Origin of the sequence: Kineococcus sp. DHX-1 (assembly GCF_042473625.1) — a bacterium.
Lineage (GTDB): Bacteria > Actinomycetota > Actinomycetes > Actinomycetales > Kineococcaceae > Kineococcus.
The window spans coordinates 2,215,321-2,235,609 of sequence record NZ_CP170445.1; the positions used below are offsets into that span (position 1 = coordinate 2,215,321).

At 73.3% G+C, this 20,289-nt stretch carries 18 protein-coding genes; 9 read left to right on the top strand and 9 right to left on the bottom strand.

Annotated features, from left to right (window positions below; genetic code table 11):
• Positions 1 to 17: 17 nt before the first annotated feature.
• The gene (locus ACFEMC_RS10760) at positions 18 to 1,565 is read right to left on the bottom strand and encodes a methyl-accepting chemotaxis protein (RefSeq protein WP_380176192.1); all 1,548 of its coding nucleotides are present in this window, start codon (positions 1,563 to 1,565) and stop codon (positions 18 to 20) included.
• Between the two features lie 79 nt (positions 1,566 to 1,644).
• Positions 1,645 to 2,982: a M20/M25/M40 family metallo-hydrolase gene (locus ACFEMC_RS10765; RefSeq protein WP_380176194.1), complete on the bottom strand. Its 1,338-nt coding sequence runs from the start codon at positions 2,980 to 2,982 to the stop codon at positions 1,645 to 1,647.
• 33 nt (positions 2,983 to 3,015) lie between these two features.
• Here ACFEMC_RS10765 and ACFEMC_RS10770 point away from each other — a divergent pair, with 33 nt between their 5' ends.
• The 6 genes from ACFEMC_RS10770 (at position 3,016) to ACFEMC_RS10795 (ending at position 8,791) form a co-directional block, all read left to right on the top strand.
• Positions 3,016 to 3,672 carry a GntR family transcriptional regulator gene (locus tag ACFEMC_RS10770; RefSeq protein WP_380176196.1) on the top strand — a complete coding sequence of 219 codons (657 nt, stop codon included), beginning with the start codon at positions 3,016 to 3,018 and terminating at the stop codon, positions 3,670 to 3,672.
• A gap of 158 nt (positions 3,673 to 3,830) precedes the next feature.
• A complete protein-coding gene (locus ACFEMC_RS10775; protein WP_380176727.1) occupies positions 3,831 to 4,754 on the top strand; it encodes a sugar phosphate isomerase/epimerase family protein in 924 nt (307 codons plus the stop codon).
• Between the two features lie 22 nt (positions 4,755 to 4,776).
• Entirely contained in the window at positions 4,777 to 6,486 is a 1,710-nt protein-coding gene (locus ACFEMC_RS10780) for a dihydroxyacetone kinase family protein (protein ID WP_380176198.1), read from the top strand.
• 13 nt (positions 6,487 to 6,499) lie between these two features.
• Positions 6,500 to 7,000, top strand: a complete 501-nt coding sequence (locus tag ACFEMC_RS10785; protein ID WP_380176200.1) for a ribose-5-phosphate isomerase — start codon at positions 6,500 to 6,502, stop codon at positions 6,998 to 7,000.
• Positions 7,001 to 7,033: 33 nt separating this feature from the next.
• Positions 7,034 to 7,807 carry a triose-phosphate isomerase family protein gene (locus ACFEMC_RS10790; protein ID WP_380176202.1) on the top strand — a complete coding sequence of 258 codons (774 nt, stop codon included), beginning with the start codon at positions 7,034 to 7,036 and terminating at the stop codon, positions 7,805 to 7,807.
• 9 nt (positions 7,808 to 7,816) lie between these two features.
• The gene (locus ACFEMC_RS10795; protein WP_367638759.1) at positions 7,817 to 8,791 is read left to right on the top strand and encodes a 3-hydroxyacyl-CoA dehydrogenase family protein; all 975 of its coding nucleotides are present in this window, start codon (positions 7,817 to 7,819) and stop codon (positions 8,789 to 8,791) included.
• A gap of 19 nt (positions 8,792 to 8,810) precedes the next feature.
• Here the strand turns inward: ACFEMC_RS10795 and ACFEMC_RS10800 are convergent, their stop codons facing one another.
• The 3 genes from ACFEMC_RS10800 to ACFEMC_RS10810 form a co-directional block, all read right to left on the bottom strand.
• Complete coding sequence (locus ACFEMC_RS10800) at positions 8,811 to 9,248, bottom strand: VOC family protein (protein ID WP_380176205.1); 438 nt, start codon at positions 9,246 to 9,248, stop codon at positions 8,811 to 8,813.
• A gap of 44 nt (positions 9,249 to 9,292) precedes the next feature.
• Complete coding sequence (locus tag ACFEMC_RS10805) at positions 9,293 to 10,873, bottom strand: methyl-accepting chemotaxis protein (protein ID WP_380176207.1); 1,581 nt, start codon at positions 10,871 to 10,873, stop codon at positions 9,293 to 9,295.
• Between the two features lie 197 nt (positions 10,874 to 11,070).
• Complete coding sequence (locus tag ACFEMC_RS10810) at positions 11,071 to 13,008, bottom strand: alpha-amylase family protein (RefSeq protein ID WP_380176209.1); 1,938 nt, start codon at positions 13,006 to 13,008, stop codon at positions 11,071 to 11,073.
• Positions 13,009 to 13,127: 119 nt separating this feature from the next.
• On the opposite strand from ACFEMC_RS10810, the gene ACFEMC_RS10815 reads away from it, so the two are divergent.
• Positions 13,128 to 13,895: an alpha/beta hydrolase family protein gene (locus tag ACFEMC_RS10815; RefSeq protein WP_380176211.1), complete on the top strand. Its 768-nt coding sequence runs from the start codon at positions 13,128 to 13,130 to the stop codon at positions 13,893 to 13,895.
• On the opposite strand, the gene ACFEMC_RS10820 is transcribed toward ACFEMC_RS10815, so the two are convergent.
• Positions 13,876 to 14,538 (bottom strand): hypothetical protein, encoded by a 663-nt coding sequence (locus ACFEMC_RS10820; protein WP_380176213.1) that lies wholly within the window; start codon positions 14,536 to 14,538, stop codon positions 13,876 to 13,878. The genes ACFEMC_RS10815 and ACFEMC_RS10820 overlap by 20 nt on opposite strands.
• A gap of 106 nt (positions 14,539 to 14,644) precedes the next feature.
• On the opposite strand from ACFEMC_RS10820, the gene ACFEMC_RS10825 reads away from it, so the two are divergent.
• The gene (locus tag ACFEMC_RS10825; RefSeq protein ID WP_380176215.1) at positions 14,645 to 15,163 is read left to right on the top strand and encodes a ubiquinol-cytochrome c reductase iron-sulfur subunit; all 519 of its coding nucleotides are present in this window, start codon (positions 14,645 to 14,647) and stop codon (positions 15,161 to 15,163) included.
• Positions 15,164 to 15,173: 10 nt separating this feature from the next.
• Here the strand turns inward: ACFEMC_RS10825 and ilvD are convergent, their stop codons facing one another.
• Positions 15,174 to 17,030 carry a dihydroxy-acid dehydratase gene (ilvD, locus tag ACFEMC_RS10830; RefSeq protein WP_380176217.1) on the bottom strand — a complete coding sequence of 619 codons (1,857 nt, stop codon included), beginning with the start codon at positions 17,028 to 17,030 and terminating at the stop codon, positions 15,174 to 15,176.
• A gap of 321 nt (positions 17,031 to 17,351) precedes the next feature.
• Here ilvD and ACFEMC_RS10835 point away from each other — a divergent pair, with 321 nt between their 5' ends.
• Positions 17,352 to 18,365 (top strand): tyrosine-type recombinase/integrase, encoded by a 1,014-nt coding sequence (locus ACFEMC_RS10835; protein WP_380176219.1) that lies wholly within the window; start codon positions 17,352 to 17,354, stop codon positions 18,363 to 18,365.
• Between the two features lie 12 nt (positions 18,366 to 18,377).
• On the opposite strand, the gene ACFEMC_RS10840 is transcribed toward ACFEMC_RS10835, so the two are convergent.
• Together ACFEMC_RS10840 and ACFEMC_RS10845 are read right to left on the bottom strand one after the other, a co-directional pair.
• The gene (locus ACFEMC_RS10840) at positions 18,378 to 19,451 is read right to left on the bottom strand and encodes a ThiF family adenylyltransferase (RefSeq protein WP_380176221.1); all 1,074 of its coding nucleotides are present in this window, start codon (positions 19,449 to 19,451) and stop codon (positions 18,378 to 18,380) included.
• Complete coding sequence (locus ACFEMC_RS10845; RefSeq protein WP_380176223.1) at positions 19,448 to 20,275, bottom strand: hypothetical protein; 828 nt, start codon at positions 20,273 to 20,275, stop codon at positions 19,448 to 19,450. Before ACFEMC_RS10845 ends, ACFEMC_RS10840 begins: the two co-directional genes overlap by 4 nt.
• Positions 20,276 to 20,289 lie beyond the last annotated feature (14 nt).

A 20,289-nucleotide genomic window follows, 5' to 3' on the forward strand; every position in this document is an offset into this window, starting at 1 on the left:
GACGACCCGCCGTCGACTCAGAAGCGGAAGCGGCCCACCAGCGTCTGCAGCTGCGAGGAGATCCCCGCCACCTCCTGCGCGGCCTGCTGCGCGTACTCGACCGTCTGCACCGTCGTGCGCGTCGCGTCCGACACCTCGCGGACGCCGCCGTCCACCCGGTCGGCCCCGGCGGCGGCCTCGGCGATCGACCGGGCGATCTCCGACGTCGTCGCCGTCTGCTCCTCGACCGCCGAGGCGATCGTCGTCTGCAGGTCGTTGATGCGGGAGATGACCTCGGCGATCGACCCGATCGCCGTCACCGCGCCCGTCGTGTCGTCCTGGATGGCCTGCACCTGACGGGAGATGTCCTCGGTGGCGCGCGCGGTCTGCTGGGCGAGCTCCTTGACCTCCCCGGCGACGACGGCGAAGCCCTTGCCCATCTCCCCGGCCCGGGCGGCCTCGATGGTGGCGTTCAGGGCCAGCAGGTTCGTCTGCTCGGCGATGGCCGTGATGACCTTGACGACCGAGCCGATCTGGGCGGAGGACTCCCCCAGCCGGGACACGGTCGCGGTGGTGTCGTCGGCGACCTGGACCGCCTGTGCCGCGACGCCCGTGGCGTCGGCGGCCGAGGAGGAGATCTCGCGGATCGCGCTGCCCATCTCGTCCGCACCGGCTCCGATGGCCTGCAGGTTCGTCGCCACCGACGCGACGTCGCCGGCGACGAGCTCGACGCTGCGGCCCGTGCGCTGGGAGGCCGACCCCGCCTCGACGCTGCGGTCGGCGAGGGCCGCCGAGGTGCGGCCCAGCGTGCCGGCCCCGTCGGCCACCGAGGAGATGTCGACGCGCAGCTGCGCGAGGGCGCGGTCCAGGGCCGCCGCGGCCCGACCCAGCTCGTCGGAGTTCTGCACACCGCTGCTGGCGGTCAGGTCACCGCGCTCGAGCGCCTGGGCGACGTCGACGATGGCCTGGGCGTCGGAGCGGATCCGGCGCACCGTCAGCGTGACGACGCCGGCGGACACGCCGAAGCCCACCGTCAGGAGGCCCAGCGTCAGCAGGAGCGCCTGGCGCGCCTGGTCGCGGCCGTCGGCGACGGCCTGCGCCACCGCCGCGTCGGCGCTGCCGCTGAGCGTCGTGATGTCCTTCGTGAAGGCCGCCTGCGCCTCGTTGTAGGCCTTGTTCGCGGCGGCCGCGGAGGCCTCGTCGCGGGCGGCGAGGATCTGCTGGCCGGCCGCCTCACCGGCGTCGTACTGGGCCCGCAGGTCGGCCACGAGGCCCTTCTCGGACGCGGGGACGAGGGTCGCGAGCTTCGTCATGCCGGAGGTCACCTCGGCCCGGCGCTTCTCCAGCTGGGGCGCCACGACGGGGCCCTGGCCGGGGACGAAGGCACCGCTGAGCGCGAGCGTGGCGATGTCGCTGCTGGCGAGCTCGATGGCGCGCACCGTGCTCTGCCGCTGCAGCGGCCCCGTGGAGAGCTGGTCGATGTCCTGCGACACCGACCGCGTGGCGAGCACGCCGCACGTACCGGTGGCGACGGCCACCACGGCCAACGACGCGGCGGCCCCCACGATCCGGGTGGTCAACGACACGGTGGACAGCTCCCTTCGACCCGACTGATGAGGGACCATCGGCAGTCGCGGGGCACCGCTTGAGTCGTCCCAGCGGCGGTCAGCAGGTCGCGACGAACCGCCGCAGCACGCGCACCCCGAACTCGAGGGCGTCCACCGGAACCCGCTCGTCGACACCGTGGAACATGCCCGCGAAGTCCATGCCCGCCGGCAGCCGCAGCGGCGCGAACCCGTAGCCCCGGATGCCGAGGTGGGAGAACGACTTGTTGTCGGTCCCGCCGGAGAGGCAGTACGGCAGGACCTTCGCGCCGGGGTCCTCGGCCTCCAGAGCCGACCGCATCCGGTCCACGAGCGGGGCCGCGAACTCCGTCTCCAGGGCGACCGACTCGTTGACGACCTCGACGTCGACGCGGTCACCGGCCAGTTCCCGGATCGTCGCCATGAGCTCCTCCTGACGCCCGGGCAGGAACCTGGTGTCGATCAGCGCGGTCGCCGTCCCGGGGATGACGTTGTGCTTGTAGCCGGCCTCCAGGACGGTGGGGTTGGCGGTGTTCTGCAGCGTGGCGCCGACCCACCGGGCCGTCGTCCCCAGGGTGGCCAGCAGCGCCGACGGGTCGTCCTCGTCGAAGGCGACTCCGGTGATCTCCGAGACGCCCTGCAGGAACTGCCGGACGGTGGCCGTGTACTCCAGCGGCCACGTGTGACCCCCGATGCGGGTGACGGCGGCGCACAACCGGGTCACGGCGTTGTCCGTCCCCACCTGCGACCCGTGACCGGCACGGCCGTGCGCGACGAGGCGCAGCCAGGCCAGGCCCTTCTCCGCCGTCTGCAGGAGGTACGTGCGCTGACCGTCGAGGTCCACGGAGAAACCCCCGACCTCGCTGACGGCCTCGGTCACGCCCTCGAACAGGTCGGGGCGGTGCTCCACCAGCCACTGCGCGCCCTGGGTTCCCGCGGCCTCCTCGTCGGCGAGGAACGCGAACACGAGGTCGCGCGGCGGACGCGTCCCGGTGCGGGTCATCTCGCGCAGGACGGCGAGCAGCATGGCGTCCATGTCCTTCATGTCCACGGCGCCGCGACCCCACAGGCACCCGTCGGCGACCTCGCCCGCGAAGGGGTCGACCTTCCAGTCCGCGGCGCGGGCGGGCACGACGTCGAGGTGGCCGTGCAGCAGCAGGGCCCCGCGCTCGGCGGTGCCGCGCTCGTCCCCCGGCACCCGCACCACGACGTTGCCGCGGCCGGGGAAGCCCTCGACGTACTCCGGCTGCAACCCGACCTCGTGGAGCAGTTCGGCGACGTGCTCGGCGGCGACGCGTTCACCGGGACCGGAACCGTCGCCGTAGTTCGAGGTGTCGATGCGGATGAGGTCGCGGCAGAGGTCGAGGACCTCGTCCTCCGCGCTGGGGGTGCCCTGCGAGGTGCTGGTGTCGGCGCTCACCCCCGCAACCGTAGCCGGTAGCGTCCCGGTCCCATGGACGACTGGTCGGTGACGACTCCCCGCGGGCTCACGGACACCGTGCACGACGCGATCCTCGAACTCCTCATGAACCGTGGGCTCGAACCCGGCTCGGCCCTGCGCACCCAGACCCTCGCCGACCGCCTGGGCGTGTCGGCGACCCCCGTCCGCGAGGCCCTGGCCCGCCTCGAGGGTTCCGGTCTCGTCGTGCGCAGCGCGCGTCGCGGCTACCGGGCGGCCCCGCTGCTGTCGAGCGAGGAGCTGGGACAGCTCGTCGACGTCCGCCTGCTCGTCGAACCCGGCAACGCCGAGCGGGCCTGCGCCCGGACCGACGACGCCTTCGTGGCCCGGCTCTGGGCGGCGGTCGAGGAGCAGCGCGAGGCCCCCACCGGTCCGGGGTACTCCGGCTTCAAGCACTACCTGGAGGCCGACTGGTCCTTCCACGAGCTGCTGGCCGAGGGGACGGCCAACCCCTTCATCGTGCGGACCCTGGACTCCTTCCGCGGCTTCGTGCAGCGCCTGCACCAGGACGAGGACCGGGTGAGCGACGCCCACGAGAGTGTCGCCGAGCACGAGGCCATCGTCCGTGCCTTCGAGCGGCGGGACCCGGCCGACGCGGCGGCGGCCATGCGCGTGCACCTCGAGCGCGTGCTCGAACGCGCGGTCGGGTGACACGTGCGACCGGGCACTCGCCAAGCTCCATGATTTTCTATAGAATCCTTGGCACGACGACCTCAGGAGTGAGTGAGAACGTGAGCGACGACGCCACCCGCGTGTTCGACGGCTTCCCGGCCGTGCTGACCCGTCAGAACTGGCCGATCACGGTGCCGATGATGCCGCACCCGCACGTCCTGCCGGACGGCTCGACGGTGCAGGAGCAGTCGGCCGAGGGCTGGGCGCAGACCTTCGAGGTCATGACCGACGCCGGGTACACCTGCATCGACCCGACGGACACCTGGATCCGCATCGCGGACCTGTCCGCCGAGCGTCAGCAGGAGTTCGCCCGCACGGTGCGCGCCTCGGGTCTGCAGATCCCCGCGTTCTCCACCTCGCGCCGCTCGGTCATGGACCACGAGAAGGCCGACGAGAACCTGGCCTACTCGCACCGCGCGATCGACGCGTGCGCCGCCATCGGCATCCCGGTCGTGAACTTCGGCTTCATGCGCGGGTTCACCCCGGCGCAGGCCAAGGCCCTGTGGTTCTGGCTCGAGCCCGGCTACGCCGACGACTTCAGCGACGACGTCCGTGCCGTGGCGGTCGGCAAGATCAAGGAGCTCGCCAAGCACGCCCAGGAGGTGGGGGTGCAGATCGCGCTGGAGATGTACGAGGACACCTACCTCGGCACCGCCGACCGCATGGTCCAGTTCGTCCAGGACGTCGGCTACGACAACGTCGGCCTCAACCCCGACTTCGGCAACATCCTGCGCCTGCACCGCGAGGTGGAGCCGTGGGAGGAGATCGCCGCCAAGACGTTCCCCTACACGAGCTACTGGCACCTCAAGAACTACTACCGCGACGAGGAACCCTCGACCGGTTCGGTGCGGACGCACCCGGCTCCGCTGGAGTTCGGGACGATCAACTACCGCAAGGCCATCGCGATGGCTCTCGAGGCCGGTTTCCGCGGCGCGTTCTGCGTGGAACACTACGGCGGCGACAGCATCAGCGTGGGTGCGACGAACCGCGAGTACATCCGTCGGGTGCTGCCCAAGGCGACCCCGTTCCAGCCGTTCAGCAGCGGCGCTGCGAAGCACTGAGCGATCGAAGGAGACCGTCCAGATGACCAAGATCTTCGGCGACCCGGCAGCGTTCGTCGACGAGTCCGTCGCCGGTTTCGTCGACCTGTACTCCCACTACGTCCAGCCCGTCCCGCACGGGGTGATCCGCTCCACCGCCACCCCCGACGGCAAGGTCGCCGTCATCGCCGGCGGCGGCTCGGGCCACTACCCCGCCTTCGCCGGCTACGTCGGCCCCGGCCTGGCCGACGGCGCCGTGTGCGGCAACGTCTTCGCCTCCCCCTCCACCCGCTGGGTCTACGACGTCGCCAAAGCCGCCCACCGCGGCGGCGGCGTCGTCCTGGGCTTCGGCAACTACGCCGGCGACATCCTCAACTTCGGCCTGGCCGCCGAACGCCTGCGCGCCGAAGGCATCCCCGCCGAACTCCTCGTCGTCACCGACGACGTCGCCAGTGAGGGCCAGGGCGCCAACGGACAGCGCCGCGGCATCGCCGGCGACGTCGTCGCCTTCAAGATCGCCGGCGCCGCCGCCGAAGCCGGCTACGCCTTCGACGACGTCGTGCGGGTGGCCCGCCACGCCAACGACGTCACCCGCTCCATGGGCATCGCCTTCGCCGGCTGCACCCTGCCCGGGGAGAGCGAACCCCTCTTCACCGTCACCCCCGGCAACATGGCCATCGGCCTGGGCATCCACGGCGAACCGGGCATCTCCGAAGAACCCATCGGCACCCCCACCGAGATCGCCACCTTGCTGGTGGACAAGGTCCTGGCCGGCAAGCCCGAGGGTGCCCCCGACGGCGGGAAGGTCGCCGTCCTGGTCAACGGCCTGGGCTCGACGAAGTACGAGGAGCTGTTCCTGCTCTACGTCCCCATCGCCGCCCAGCTGCGCGCGGCGGGGTACGAGATCGTCGCTCCGCAGGTCGGTGAACTCGTCACCAGCCTGGACATGGCGGGCTGCTCGCTGACCCTCACGTGGCTGGACGATGAGCTGGAGAAGCTCTGGACCGACCCGGCGCAGTGCCCGGCGCTGTCCGTGGGCGCGACCATCGAGACCACCCCCGCCCCGGTCTACGTCGTCCCCGAGGACGAGGTCGCCGACTACACCGGCACCCCCGCCGAGGCCGCGCAGGCCGGGCAGCAGATCGCCTCCCTCATCGAAGCCGTCCGCGACGTCCTGAAGGACGCCGAGGCCGAGCTGGGCCGCATCGACGCGATCGCCGGGGACGGTGACCACGGCACCGGCATGGTCAACGGCTCGGTCGCCGCCGCGCAGGCCGCGCGCACCGCGGCCGACGCCGGGGCCGGCGCGGCCTCCACGCTGTCCGCGGCCGGGGGTGCGTGGGCCGACCGCGCCGGCGGCACGTCCGGGGTCATCTGGGGGGTCCTGCTGCACGCCTTCGCCGAGCAGCTGGGCGATGAGGCCAAGCCCACGCCCGAGCAGGTCTCCGCCGGGGCCACCGCCAGCGTGGAGGCCGTGCAGCGGCTGGCCGGGGCGCGGGTGGGCAACAAGACGATGCTGGACGCGCAGGTCCCCTTCGCCCAGACCCTCGCCGAGCGGGTCGGGGCTGGGGAGGACCTGAAGACGGCGTTCACCACCGCCGCCCAGGCCGCCACGCAGGCCGCGGAGGCGACCAAGGACCTGCGCCCGCAGATCGGGCGGGCGCGGCCGCTGGCCGAACGGTCCCTGGGTCACCCCGACGCCGGCGCCGTCTCACTCGCGCTGGTCACCCGCACCGTCGCCGAGAAGCTCTGAGGAGGAGAAGGACATGACTGATCTGCAGTGGCGCGTCGTCCTGGGCGCCGACGAGGCCGGTGTCTCGTACAAGGACGCGATCAAGGCCGACCTGCTGAAGGACCCCCGGGTCAAGGAGGTCATCGACGTCGGCGTCAACGCCGACACGGACAAGACCGCCTACCCGCACGTGGCCGTGGCCGCGGCCCGCAAGATCGCCGCCGGGGAGGCCGACCGCGGGATCCTCGTCTGCGGCACGGGCATGGGCGTGGCCATCGCGGCCAACAAGGTGCCGGGCATCCGTGCCTCGGTCGCCCACGACTCCTTCTCGGTGGAGCGGCTGGTGCTGTCCAACGACGGCCAGGTGCTGACGCTGGGCGAGCGGGTCATCGGCAAGGAGCTGGCGCGTCGGCTGGTCAAGGAGTTCCTCGGCTACGTCTTCGACACCTCCAGCGCCTCGGCCGCCAAGGTCGACGCCATCACGGGGTACGAGACGGGCGCGTCGGACGAGGCGGGTAGCGTCCCTTCCTGCTGAGACTCACCCCTCGAGACCGGAGCCCTGCGCACCATGACGACCCGCCCCCGCCCGCTCGTCGGGGTCAGCCTGAAGATGTACTTCTCGCTGGCCCGGACGCGGAGCTACCTCGCCGACGTGGCGGCCCTCGGTCCGGTGGTGGCCGAGGCCGGGGTGGACGCCTTCGTGATCCCCGACTTCCTCACCGTGACCACGGGTCTGGACCTGCTGCGCGGGACGGGGATCGCCATCGGGGCCCAGGACGCGTCCTGGGAGGACTTCGGGGCCCTCACGGGTGAGGTGTCCCCCGCCGCGCTGCGCGAGGCGGGGGCCCGGTTCGTCGAGATCGGCCACGCGGAGCGGCGGCGGATGTTCGCCGAGGACGACATCGTCACGGCGCGCAAGGCGGCAGCCGCCGCCCGCAACGGTCTCGTCCCCCTGGTGTGCATCGGCGAGAACGTCCGCATCGACGTCGCCGACGCCGCCCGCACCACCATCAGCCAGGTCCTGGCCGCGCTCGAGGACGTCCCGTCCGACGCCGAGGTCGCGATCGGCTACGAGCCCAACTGGGCCATCGGGCAGACCGAGCCCGCCCCGCCCGAGCACGTCGTGGGGGTGACGACCCGCCTACGCGACGCCCTCTCGCACCGCCGCGGTCTGACGCGCATCCTCTACGGCGGCAGCGCGGGCCCGGGCATGTTCACCGACGTCGCCGAGGGGGTCGACGGCCTGTTCCTCGGCCGCTTCGCCCACGACGTCGCCAACTTCCAGGCCGTGATCGAGGAGATCGCGGCCCACCCGCTCAACCGAGCGGACGACCACTCCTAGGAGAGCTCCGTGCCCACTGCACCCCGCACCGACAAGATCACCAAGGTCGCCCAGATCGGCACCGGCTACATGGGCGGCGGCATCGCGCAGTCCCTCGCCCTGGCCGGCAACGACGTGTGGCTCGCGGACGCCGACAAGGAGTCCACGCAGCGCAACTACGAGCGTCTGCTGAAGGAGTCCGAGCTCTTCGAGGCGCAGGGCCTGTTCGCGCAGGGCAGCACCGAGGTGCTGAAGCAGAAGTTCCACCCTGCGGACTCCATCGAGGAGGCCGTCGCCGACGTGCACTTCGTCGAGGAGGCCGTCTTCGAGGACCCGACGGTCAAGAAGGACGTCCTCTCGCGCGTCGAGAAGGCCGTGACCCCCGGCACGATCATCGGCACGAACACCTCCACCATCCCCGTCAAGGTGCTGGCCGAGGCGTTCGAGGACGCGTCGCTGTTCCTCACGGTGCACTTCTCCAACCCGGCGCCGTTCATCCCCGGTGTCGAGCTCGTCACCGGCGAGGCGACCGACCCGGCCGTCCTGCCGCTCATCGACGACCTGCTGACGCGCGCCGGACGCCGCGGCGCCCAGGTGAAGGACGTCCCCGGTTTCGTCCTCAACCGCCTGCAGTACGTCCTGCTCAAGGAGGCCATGTCCGTCGTGGACGAGGGTGTCGCCACCCCCGCCGACGTCGACACGATCGTCTCCACGACCTTCGGGTTCCGCCTGCCGTTCTTCGGCCCCTTCGCGATCGCCGACATGGCCGGGCTCGACGTGTACGCCAAGGGCTTCAAGGTCCTCGAGGGGCACTTCGGTGAGCGCCTCTCGGCCCCGGCGAACCTGACCGCGCTCGTGGAGCAGGGCAAGTTCGGCACGAAGACCGGCTCCGGGTTCCTCGAGCTCGACCCCGAGAAGCTCGCCGCCCTCATCGACTACCGCAACAAGGCGTACAAGAAGATGCAGGAGCTGCTCGACGAGCTCGGCCCGTCGCCGCTGGCCTGATCCTCCCCGCCTGCGCGGTTCAGTCCAGGCAGAACTCGTTCCCCTCGGGGTCGGCCAGCACGACGTGGCCGGCCCCGAGCGGTGGTTCCGGGGCGTGCCGCTCCAGGACCCGCGCCCCCAGCGTCACCAGGCGCTCCGCCTCCGCGGCCAGGGCGGCCATCCGTTCCTCCCCCTGCGACCCCGGAGCCGCACGCACGTCGAGGTGCACGCGGTTCTTGCCGGCCTTGTCCTCGGGGACCCGCTGGAAGTACAGGCGCGGCCCGCGGCCCTCCGGGTCGACGACCGCCCACGCCTCGTCCCACCGCTCCTCCGGGACACCCCACGCGGCGAGCGCGTCCTCCCACGTCCCGTGCGGCGCCGGGGGCGGCATGTCCACGTACCCCAGGACCTCGGCCCAGAACTCGCTCAGCCGCCGGGGGTCGGCCGCGTCGAAGGTGACCTGGACGTCGCGCGTCATGCCCCCGCATCCTGCCGCGCGGGAGCGGCCGGCGGAAGACGCCCTCAGTAGCGGAAGCGCGCCACCACGGCCTTGAGCCGGTCCGCCATCCCTGCCAGGTCCTCGGAGGCCTCACGGGTCGACCGGACGCCGGCGCCCGTCTCGGTCACGGCGGAGGCGACGTCGTGGACGACGGCCGCGATCTGCGCCGACCCGTCCGCGGCCTCGGTGACGCTGCGGGACATCTCCCGCGTCGTCGCGGACTGCTCCTCGACGGCTGCGGCGATGGTCGTCTGGAACGCGTTGATGCGCGAGATGATCTCGCTGATCTGCGCGATGGCGTCGACGGCGCGGGCGGTGTCCTGCTGGATCGTCTGCACCCGAGCCGTGATGTCCCCCGTCGCCGTGGCGGTCTCCTGGGCGAGGTCCTTGACCTCCGAGGCCACGACGGCGAACCCCTTGCCGGCGTCCCCGGCGCGGGCGGCCTCGATCGTCGCGTTGAGCGCCAGCAGGTTCGTCTGGGCGGCGATGGCCGTGATGGTCTGGACGACCTCGGAGATGCCCCGCGAGGACTCCCCCAGCGCCTCGACCGTCCGCGTGGTGGTGTCGGCCAGGGCGACGGCCTCCGCCGCGACCCCGGCGGCCTGGGTGGTGTTCAGCGAGATCTCCTCGATGGAGACGCCCATCTCCTCGGCGCCGGCCGCCACCGACTGCACGTTGGCCGACGTCTGTCCCGCGGCCGCCGCCATCGAGGCGACCTGGCCGCTCACGGCCTCCGCCGACGCCTCGATCCGGCCGGCGGTGCCGTGCAGGCCCTGGGTCGCGGCCGTCACGGCGTCGGCCGCCTCCGCGGTCTCACGGACCGTGTCCTGCACCTTCGCCACGAACCGGTTGAAACCGGCCGCGGTGTCGGCGAACTCGTCGCGTCGGTCTTCGGCGAGGCGCTGGGTCAGGTCGCCGTCGCCGTCGGCGATGTCCGCCAGGCGCGAGTTCAGGGCGCGCAGCGGCGTGAGGACGCTGCGGGTGACGAGCAGACCGATGACGACGAACGCGGCGAGCCCCACGGCGGTCCCGCCGACGACGGTGCGCTCGATCGTGGTGTGGGCGCGGTTCGAGGCCGCGGCGCGGACCGTGAGGAGGGACTCCTCCTCGCTGCGCAGCTGCCCGGTCAGACCGCGGATCTGGTCCATGACGGCCTTGCCCGCGTTGGTGAGGACGACGGCCTGGGCGGCCTCGAAACCCTTGTCGCGGCGCAGGTCGATGGTCTGCTGCATCTCCGCGACCTTCTGCTGCACCAGGGGGCGCAGCTGGGCGATGCGCTGCTGCTGCGCGGGGTTGTCCGCGGTGAGTCGCGCGACCTCGTCGAGGTGGCCCGTGACCGCGCTCGTGGCGGCGGTGAACGGGGCGAGGTAGTCGTCCGCGCCGGTGATGACGAAACCCCGCTGCCCCGTCTCGGCGTCCTTCAGGTCGGCGGTGACGGTGTCGACGGCGGTGAGCACGGCGTAGGTGTGGTTGACGGCCGCCTCGTTGGCCGCGAGCTCACCCGAACTGCGGAAGGAGATCCCACCGACCACCGCGAGCAGGACGGCGGCGAGGGCGAAACCCGCCGCCAGCCGCTTCCCGATGGTCCACCGCAGTCGTGTCATCCGTCCGACCTCCTCCGCCCGGCTCCGCCGGACCGTCGCGGTCCCCGGTGCTCGAGGACGAAGGCGCGACCCCCACCCTTCGACACGTGGTGACGACGTGCTTGACGTTCCGCGAGGTGGAACCGCCCGTGCGGGTGCGACCGTCGGGGTGACGTTCCCCGCGCGCTCGGTCGGGTTCCGTGGTGCGCGGCGTGCCCTCAGACGTCCGGCGCCACCAGCCAGACCGCCTGCCACGGCGCGAGCCACACGTCACCGTCGCCGCCCCACGGCACCGGGCCGCCGGTCAGGGCGTCCTGGGCCTGCGTCAGCCCGAGGCCCTCCAGGCGGAACCCCGGCCAGGACCGCCAGCCCCCGGTCACGTTGTGCAGGGCGAGCAGGTTGCCCTCCGGGTGACGGTGCAGGACGGCCAGCACCCCGGGGTCGGACAGCTCGAGCACCTCGGCGGCCACCGAGGCGTGCAGGTGCGGCAGCGAGGCCCGCACCCTCGCCAGGTGCCGGAAGCCGTTCAGCACGCGACCGGGCACGGTCGCCGGGTCCGCCGCGGCGACCAGTTCCCGGTCGTCGAACCAGGGCCGGTGCGCCCAACGGTTGTCGGCGGCCTGCTCGGGGACGGCGGCCCAGTCCGGGTCGCCGTCCAGGGCGAGTTCGTCACCCATCCAGACGACAGGGATCCCGCCCCAGCCCATGACGAGGGTGTGCGCCAGCAGCAGGCGCGCCACCGCGGCGTCGACCGCGCCCTGATCGGTGCCGGCCCGGGCGGCGGTCAGCCCCACCAGGGCCGCGGCCGAGCCGCTGATCCTCCGGTCGCCGGTGGCGGGGTTCTCCTGGAACACCAGCCCGCGCGCGGTCGAGCCGGGGAACGTCCCGGAGTACCAGTCGGACAGGAACCGCCGGTGCTCGTGGCCGGAGATCCCCACGGCCGCGGCGTCGGCGTCGGAGACGGCCCAGCCGATGTCGTCGTGGCAGCGGGCGTAGGTGATCCACGCCGTCGAGGTCGGGACCGGCGGGAGGGCTCGCAGGGCGTGGGTGGCCAGCGTGACGTCCCCGGCGGCCAGCATCGACCAGATCTGCACCATGAGGGTGTTGTGGTAGGCGAGGTCGCTGACCCGACCGTGGTGCCGTCCACGACCCAGGTAGTGGACGAGGTCGTCGGGGGCGACGATCGCCTCGGCCTTCAAGAGGACAGCGGGGCAAGCGATCCGGGTCACCGCCCGCAGGACCTGGGTCAAGCTGTGGACCTCGGGCTGGTTCTGGCAGTTCGTCCCCAGCCGTTTCCAGATGAACGCGATCGCGTCCAGCCGCAGCACGTCCACGCCGAGGTTCGCCAGGAACAGGACGATCTCGGTGTACTCCAGCAGGACGTCCGGGTTGGACCAGTCGACGTCCCACTGGAAGGAGTTGAAGGTGGTCCACACCCACGCGTCCAGTCCGTCGTCCCAGCTGAAGTTCCCCGGGGCGAAGTCGGGGAACACCTCCGGCAGCGTGCGTTCGTAGGCGTCGGGCACCGCGCGGTCGGGGTGGACGTGGAAGTACCGCCGGTAGCGCTCGTCGCCGGCGCGGGCCGCCTGCGCCCACGCGTGCTCGCGGGCCACGTGGTTCAGGACGAGGTCCAGGACCAGGCTGATGCCGCGCTCGTGCAACGAGGTCGCCAGGTCGGCCAGGTCCTCGACCGTCCCGAGGTCCGCCCGCACGTCGCGGTAGTCGGCGACGGCGTACCCGCCGTCGCTGTCGCCCCCGCGCGGCCGCAGGACAGGCATGAGGTGCAGGTACCCCACCCCCAGGTCCTCGAGGTGGTCCAGGCGGTCCCGCACCCCGGCCAGGGTCCCGCCGAAGCGCTCGGTGTAGGCGGCGTAGCCCACCAGCGCCGGGTCCTGGAACCAGTCCGGGCGCAGGGTCCGCTCCTGGTCGAGCCGGTGCAGGGCCCCGTCGCGGGCGGCGTAGGCCGTGGCCGCCGCGCGCAGCAACCGCTCCCCCGCCGTGGCGGCGACGTCGGAGGGGTAGACCCCGGCGAGGCCGGCGGCGAGGTCCGGCCACCACCGCGCCACGCGCAGCGTGAACGTCTCGCGCCGCAGCGGGTCGAGCCCGGCGAGGAGGTCCTCCGGGACGGGCGGTGGGGGCTGGCTCCGGTGGTGCACATGTCCTCCTCGTCGTGCGGTCGCTCAACTCTGCCGTGCCGGGTGGGGCCACCACCAGTGCCCTCCTCTCGTGTTGCCGGGACCCCGCCGGCCGCCCCCGGACCACTAAGGTCGTGACCATGGCTGACGCGGTGTCCTTCACCAGTTCGACGGGGCAGCGACTGGCCGGCTTGCTGGACGTGCCCGCCGGACCCGTGCGCGGGTGGGGCATCTTCGCCCACGGCTTCACCCTCGGGAAGGACTCGCCGGCCGCGTCGCGCATCTGCAAGGGGCTCGCCGAGGAGGGCATCGGCATGCTCCGCTTCGACAACCTCGGGCTGGGGCAGTCCGAGGGCGACTGGGGCGACGGGTCCTTCACGCACAAGGTGCACGACACCGTCCTCGCGGCCGGGTTCATGGCCGAGCGCGGAACTCCCGCTGCCCTGCTGGTCGGCCACTCCTTCGGCGGCGCAGCGGTTCTCGCGGCCGCCGGTCGGGTCCCCGGCCTGCAGGCCGTCGTCAGCGTCGGCGCCCCGAGCGAACCCCGGCACGTCGAGCACAACTACGACGCGCTCGTCGACCGCGTCATGGCCGACGGTCACGCCGAGTGGCTCGTCGGCGGCCGCGCCCTCACCCTCAAGCGGGCGTTCGTCGAGGACGTCCGCGACGCCGACCTCAAGCAGCACGTGCGGCGCCTGACCGTCCCCCTGCTGGTCATGCACTCCCCCACCGACTCCACCGTCAGCGTCGAGAACGCCAGCGCGATCTTCAAGGCGGCCCCGCACCCGCGCAGCTTCGTGTCCCTGGAGGGGTCCGACCACCTGCTCACCGCGCGTGGTCAGGCCAGGCGCGCAGCCCGCATCATCAGCGCCTGGGCCGACCAGTACCTCACGGCGCTGGAGGCCTGACCGGCGCAGGCCCGAGGCCGAACCGGCCGGCGACGTCGTCGACGAGCGCGTCGAGGGGACGGCGGCCGTCGACCGTCACCACCGCCTCCGGCGCCCGGTCGGCGAGCTCGTCGCCCAGGCGTGCGGTGAAGAGCGCGTCGCGGGCCAGGAGGTTGGCCAGGGCCCGCGGTGGGTCGCTCGTCCGCCCGGCGACGTCCCCCTCAGGGCCGCGCTCGCGGAACACCCGGCGCCGGAACTCCGGAGTCGGCAGCAGCCAGACCGCCCGGCCGGGGGTCCCGCCGACGAGGGACAGCACCGGACCCGGCAGCAGCCGGAACCCCTCCACCACGACGATCCGGTCCCTCGGCCGGTCCAGCAGGTCCGCCACGACGAGGTCGAAGCCCTCCCCGGCGAACCAGTGGAACGTCTCCAGCATCTCGGCCGGGTCGCGCAGCACCCACCGCTCGTCCATCGACATCGCCAGGAACCGGTGCAGCAGCGGGGCCCGGGCCGGACCGAGCCGGCGCGCGTGGTCGGCCATCGCGGCGTCCGTGTCGTGGACGTCCACCCCGTGGCGCCGGGCCAGCTCGCGGGCGACCGTCGACTTCGCCCCACCCGAGCCCCCGCCGAGCCACCGCACGTGCGCCAGCCGACCGGTGTCCACGGAGCGCACGCTAGCCCTGAACCGCGCGGGCACCCGTCTCGTGTCACCGTCGCAGGACCCGTGCGGCCACTCCACCGCACGGACCACCGACGCACGGAGGACGATCGTGACCGACGACCGGAAGACCCCCCACCCCCTGAACAACACGGTCCTGACCCGGCGCGGTCTCGCCGTGACCGGCGGCACCCTCGGCGTGGGCTCGCTGCTCGCGGCCTGCGGCGGCAGCGACGACGCCACCACGTCCCCCGGAGCCGGGGCGTCCCCGTCCGCGTCGTCCTCCTCCAGCACCCCGTCGGCGTCGGCCGGCGCCTCGGCCGGTGCCTCGGGCGGTCAGGCCCTGACGAAGCTGGCCGACGTGCCGGTCGGCTCGGGTGTCGTCGTCCAGGACGCCCAGGGTTCCGCCGTCGTCGTCGTCCAGCCCGAGGCCGGGCAGGTCGCGGCCTTCAGCGGCCTGTGCACCCACCAGGGCTGCGCGGTGGCGCTGAAGGACTCCGAGCTGGACTGCCCGTGCCACGGCTCGAGGTTCGAGCTCCTCACCGGCAAGGTCCTCCAGGGACCGGCCACCGAACCCCTGAAGTCCCTGCCCGTGCAGGTGGACGGCGACTCGGTCGTCGCCTCCGCCTGACCGACCGGCCTCAGCCGTGGGTGCGGTCCGGGACCTTCCGGACCGCACCCGTGGACGCCGAGGTCGCCATCGCGGCGTAGGCCCGCAGAGCGCCGGTCAGCGGACGGTCGCGGTCGCGGGGTTCCCACGGACGCTCCGACGACTCCATCTTCGCGCGGCGTTCGGCCAGGACGGCGTCCGGGACGCGCAGGTGCAGACCACGGGTCTCGACGTCGACCTCGATCGGGTCGCCGTCCTCCACGAGCCCGATGAGCCCGCCCGCCCACGCCTCCGGGGACACGTGCCCGATCGAGATGCCGCTGGACCCACCGGAGAAGCGGCCGTCGGTGACGAGGGCGCAGACCTTGCCGAGGCCGCGGCCCTTGAGGAACGACGTGGGGTGCAGCATCTCCTGCATCCCCGGCCCACCGGCCGGGCCTTCGTAGCGGATGACGACGACGTGGCCGGGCTGCACGGCCCCCGACAGGATGCCGGTGACGGCGTCCTCCTGGGACTCGTAGACGACGGCCGTGCCCTCGAAGTGGAACAGCGAGGGGTCGATGCCGGCGGTCTTGATGACGGCGCCCTCGGTCGCGAGGTTCCCCTCCAGGACCGCGAGGCCCCCGTCCGCGGTGAAGGCGTGCGCGAGGTCGCGGACGCACCCGCCCACCGCATCGGTGTCCAGCGAGTTCCAGCGGTTCTGAGTCGAGAACGCCTGGGTCGTGCGGACCCCTCCCGGCGCGGCGTGGAACAGTTCCACCGCCGCTGTGGACGGCGACGCGGCCCGGACGTCCCACTCCTGCAGCCAGGACGCGAGGTCCGGGCTGTGGACGGTGCGCACGTCCTCCTCGAGCAGCCCCGCGCGCCACAGTTCACCGAGGATCGCGGGGATGCCCCCGGCGCGGTGGACGTCCTCCATGTGGAAGTCGGAGTTCGGGGCGACCTTCGACAGGCACGGGACGCGGCGGCTGACCGCGTCGATGTCGTCGAGCGTGAAGTCGAGCCCGGCCTCCTGCGCGGCGGCGAGGATGTGCAGCACGGTGTTCGTGGAGCCACCCATGGCCACGTCGAGGGCCATCGCGTTGGAGAAGGCCGCCTTGCCCGCGATGTTGCGGGGCAGGACCGACTCGTCGTCGCCGTCGTAGTACTGCTTCGCGAGCTCCACGACGAGGGACCCCGCGCGCAGGAACAGGTCCCGGCGCGCCGCGTGCGTCGCCAGCGTGGACCCGTTCCCCGGCAGGGACAGCCCCAGCGCCTCCGTGAGGCAGTTCATGGAGTTCGCGGTGAACATGCCCGAGCAGGACCCGCAGGTGGGGCAGGCCGAGCGCTCGACCGCGTCGAGGCCGGCCTCGGTGACCTGTTCGGACGCCGAGGCCGCGATGGCGGTGATGAGGTCGGTCGGGGCGTGGGCGACACCGTCGACGACGACGGCCTTGCCGGCCTCCATCGGCCCGCCGGAGACGAACACCACCGGGATGTTCAGGCGCAGCGCGGCCATGAGCATGCCCGGCGTGATCTTGTCGCAGTTCGAGATGCACACGAGGGCGTCGGCCTGGTGCGCGTTCACCATGTACTCGACGGAGTCGGCGATGAGTTCCCGGCTGGGCAGGGAGTACAGCATCCCCGAGTGCCCCATCGCGATGCCGTCGTCGACGGCGATCGTGTTGAACTCCTTGGACACCCCGCCGGCCTCGGCGATGGCTCCGGCGACGAGGTCGCCCATGTCCTTGAGGTGCACGTGCCCGGGCACGAACTGCGTGTAGGAGTTCGCGATCGCGACGATCGGCTTCCCGAAGTCGCCGTCGGTCATGCCGGTCGCGCGCCAGAGGGCGCGCGCTCCGGCCATGTTCCGGCCGTGGGTCGAGGTACGGGAACGCAAGGCGGGCACGACGGGCTCCAGGTCTGGGTACGAGGTGGGTCTCGCACGGGACACCGCGACCGATGGGCCCGCGGACAGCGTCCCGCGCGAGCGGGCGTCTCCCCCGCTCCGCAGGTGTGCGGGCGACGGGGACGCCTCGTCGGTGACCACCTCGTTGCGGTGGCGCACCTGGCACCCGGGTCCGTCTCGGAGTTCCCGGGGTGCGCCCAGGATAGACCCGGCCGGAGGGGCCTCGTTGTTCAGGCTGCGGTTGTGCGTTCGGTCAGCGGCATGCGGCAATTCGGTAGCAATTGGCTCCGGTAACTGAACTTCCATTGCTATGATGATCACGTGAACCCGAACCGGTCGGTCGAGGTGCCCGACGAGCTGGCGGCGGCGCTGCTGCCACCCCTGGACCCCCCTCCCGCGCTCGACGTGGAGACCCTGCTCGTATGGTTCGCCTCCCTCGACCCGGTCCGGCGAGGGCTGCGGGCCCCGGCGACGTGGCGCGCGTACGCCGTCGACCTCACGCACTTCGGCGAGTGGTGCCTCCTGGAGGACCTCGAGCCGCTACCGGCAGCCCAGGAGACGGTCGCGGACTACCTCGTCGCGCACGTCGAGTCGCTGTCGGTGGCGACCCTCCAGCGCCGGCTCGCCGCCATCTCGGTCGCCCACGGCCTCGTCGGTGTCCCCTCCCCGACGGACACCGAGCACGTCAGCCTCGTCTGGCGCGGCCTGCGCCGCGTGCACGGCCCCGGCCGTCGGCGCCGGCGCGTGGACGCGCTCGAGACGCGGGGCCTCGTGGACCTCGTCGCCCCGCTCGAGGACACGGTCATAGACCACCGGGACCGGGCGCTGCTCGTCCTCGGGTTCGCCGGTGCCCTGCGGCGGTCCGAGCTCAGCGCCCTCGACGTCGCCGACGTCGTGGCGGAACCGGAGCGGCTCCTCGTCACCGTGCGCGCCAACGGGTCCCGCGACGAGCGCGTCGTGGAGCTGCCGCGCGGGCACCGCCTGGAGACCTGCCCCGTCCGGTCGTGGCGCAAGTGGACCGAGGTCGCACGGCTCGCCGACGGCGCCGCGTTCCGCCGCATGACCAAGGGCGGGCACTCGCTGCGCCCCGAGCGGCTCGGGGACCGCGGGGTCGCCGAGGTCGTCAAGCGGCGCACCCTCGACGCCGGCCTCGACCCGAGCCTGTTCTCCGGCCACAGCCTGCGCGCCGGCTTCGTCACGGCCGCTACGCGCGCCGGCGTCCCGGGGGTCTCCATCGCCCGGCAGACCGGGCACCGGTCCGCCGCCGCGCTGGCCGCGTGCGTCCGCGAGGACCGGCCGTTCCCGGGGAACCCGGCCGCGCACGTGGGTCTCTAGCGCTCAGACGGGTCAGACCACGGGGCCGCCGGCGGCGCGCCAGGCCGCGAACCCGCCGTCGAGGTGCACGACGTCGGTGCGCCCCGAGGCCAGCACGGCGCGCAGCGCCTGAGCCGAGCGGCCGCCCCGCGCGCAGTGCAGGACGACGGGCCCGGCGGGGAGGCGGCCGGGGTCGGCCAGCAGCTCGGCCAGCGGCAGCAGGACGGCACCCGGCACGGCACCCGCTGCGTGCTCGTCCGGTTCCCGCACGTCCACCACCGTCCGCGCCGTGCTCCCCTGCCCGTCGTGCAGCAGCTCCTGCGCGGTGACCGTGGGCAGGACGTCGTCCGTGGTGCGCCGCGGGTCCGGGCGCAGGGGCAGCTCGCGCCACGTCATCGCCAGGGCGTCGTGCACGAGCACCCGCCCCGTGAGGGGCCGCCCGGCGCCCGTGACGAGCTTCACGGCCTCGGTGACCATGACGCTCGCCACGGCCGCGCACACCCCGCCGAGGACCCCGGCCTCCCCGCAGCCCGGCACCGTCCCCGGGGGCGGCGGCGTCGGGAAGAGGTCGCGGTAGGTGACGCCGGCGGGGTCGAAGACGCTCACGTGGCCGTCGAAGCGCAGCACGGCACCCCAGACCCACGGCCGGCCGGCAGCGACGAGCGTGTCGTTGACGAGGTACCGCGTCTCGAACGTGTCCGACCCGTCGAGGACGAGGTCGTAGCCCGCCACGACGTCCGCCGCGTTCTGCGGGGTGAGCCGCTCGCGGTGCCGGACGACCGTGAGCGAGGGGTCGAGCCGGGCCACGGCGTCAGCCGCACTGTCCACCTTCGCCCGCCCCACGTCGGCCGTCCCGTGGACCACCTGCCGCTGGAGGTTCGACTCCTCCACGACGTCGTCGTCGACCACGCCGATCGTGCCCACCCCGGCCGCGGCGAGGTACAGCAGCGCCGGGGACCCCAGCCCCCCGGCGCCCACGACCAGGACGCGGGCGTTGAGCAGCCGACGCTGCCCCTCCTCGCCGATCTCGGGCAGCAGCAGGTGCCGGGACCACCGCTCCCGCTGGGCGGGCGTCAGTTCGGGACCGGGAGCGACGAGGGGCCTCACGGGGCCACCCTCTCCCCCACGGCCGCGACGTGGGCCGCCGGGCTGTCCTGCTGCTGCAGGGCGGTCCGCAGCCGGGCGGCGCCGTCAGGTGCCGCGAGCCCCGCGGCCGGCGGGGACTGGCCCGTGAGCCGTTGCAGCGCACGGGAGGTGGCCTCCAGGACGCCGAGGACCTCCGGGGCGGTGAGGCGCTCCAGGGAGCCGGCCGGACCGTCGAGGGCGAGGCAGCCGGTCACCGCCGAGGTCGACCCCGAGTCGTCGACCAGCGGGACGGCCACGACCACGGCGTACTTGCCTTGCACGCGGCGGAACTCCTCGGGGCTCAGGCCCTGCCGCTCCCCGGCCGCGTCGAGGACCGTGACGTCCCGTGCGACGACCGCACCCGTCGCGACGCACTCGCCCACGACGCCCTTGCCCGGGGCCCACCGGACCCCGGAGGCGACGGGCCGCCGACGGGCGCGGACGCGGTGCACGCGGGCCAACCGCGGCGCCCGGCCCCACGGCCGGACCAGCCGGTACCCGGCGAGCGCGAGGTCGCGCGGGTCCAGTCCCGTGGCGTCGACGACCGCCCACAGGGCGCCGGACAGCAGGTCGTCGAAGAGTTCGCGGCGGGCCAGGGTGCGCCGGCCCCGGACGGTGGCGACGGCCTTGAGGACGGCGGGGACGACGGCCATCACCGCGGTGAGCACGACCAGGGTGACCACGACGGTGTCCGACGGCGTCCACAGGGAGGCCCGGTCCAGCGCCAGCAGGGCCGCCACGACGGCGGCCGCCACCGCCAGCGCGACGTCGAGGACGGGGCCGGTCCAGGCCCGGGAAGCAGTCACGGCGTCACCGTAGG

Coding starts and splice junctions, on each gene's coding strand:
- ACFEMC_RS10770 (WP_380176196.1), top strand. CDS start 3,016: ATGGACGACTGGTCGGTGACGACTCCCCGCGGGCTCACGGACACCGTG.
- ACFEMC_RS10775 (WP_380176727.1), top strand. CDS start 3,831: ATGATGCCGCACCCGCACGTCCTGCCGGACGGCTCGACGGTGCAGGAG.
- ACFEMC_RS10780 (WP_380176198.1), top strand. CDS start 4,777: ATGACCAAGATCTTCGGCGACCCGGCAGCGTTCGTCGACGAGTCCGTC.
- ACFEMC_RS10785 (WP_380176200.1), top strand. CDS start 6,500: ATGACTGATCTGCAGTGGCGCGTCGTCCTGGGCGCCGACGAGGCCGGT.
- ACFEMC_RS10790 (WP_380176202.1), top strand. CDS start 7,034: ATGACGACCCGCCCCCGCCCGCTCGTCGGGGTCAGCCTGAAGATGTAC.
- ACFEMC_RS10800 (WP_380176205.1), bottom strand. CDS start 9,248: ATGACGCGCGACGTCCAGGTCACCTTCGACGCGGCCGACCCCCGGCGG.
- ACFEMC_RS10805 (WP_380176207.1), bottom strand. CDS start 10,873: ATGACACGACTGCGGTGGACCATCGGGAAGCGGCTGGCGGCGGGTTTC.
- ACFEMC_RS10815 (WP_380176211.1), top strand. CDS start 13,128: ATGGCTGACGCGGTGTCCTTCACCAGTTCGACGGGGCAGCGACTGGCC.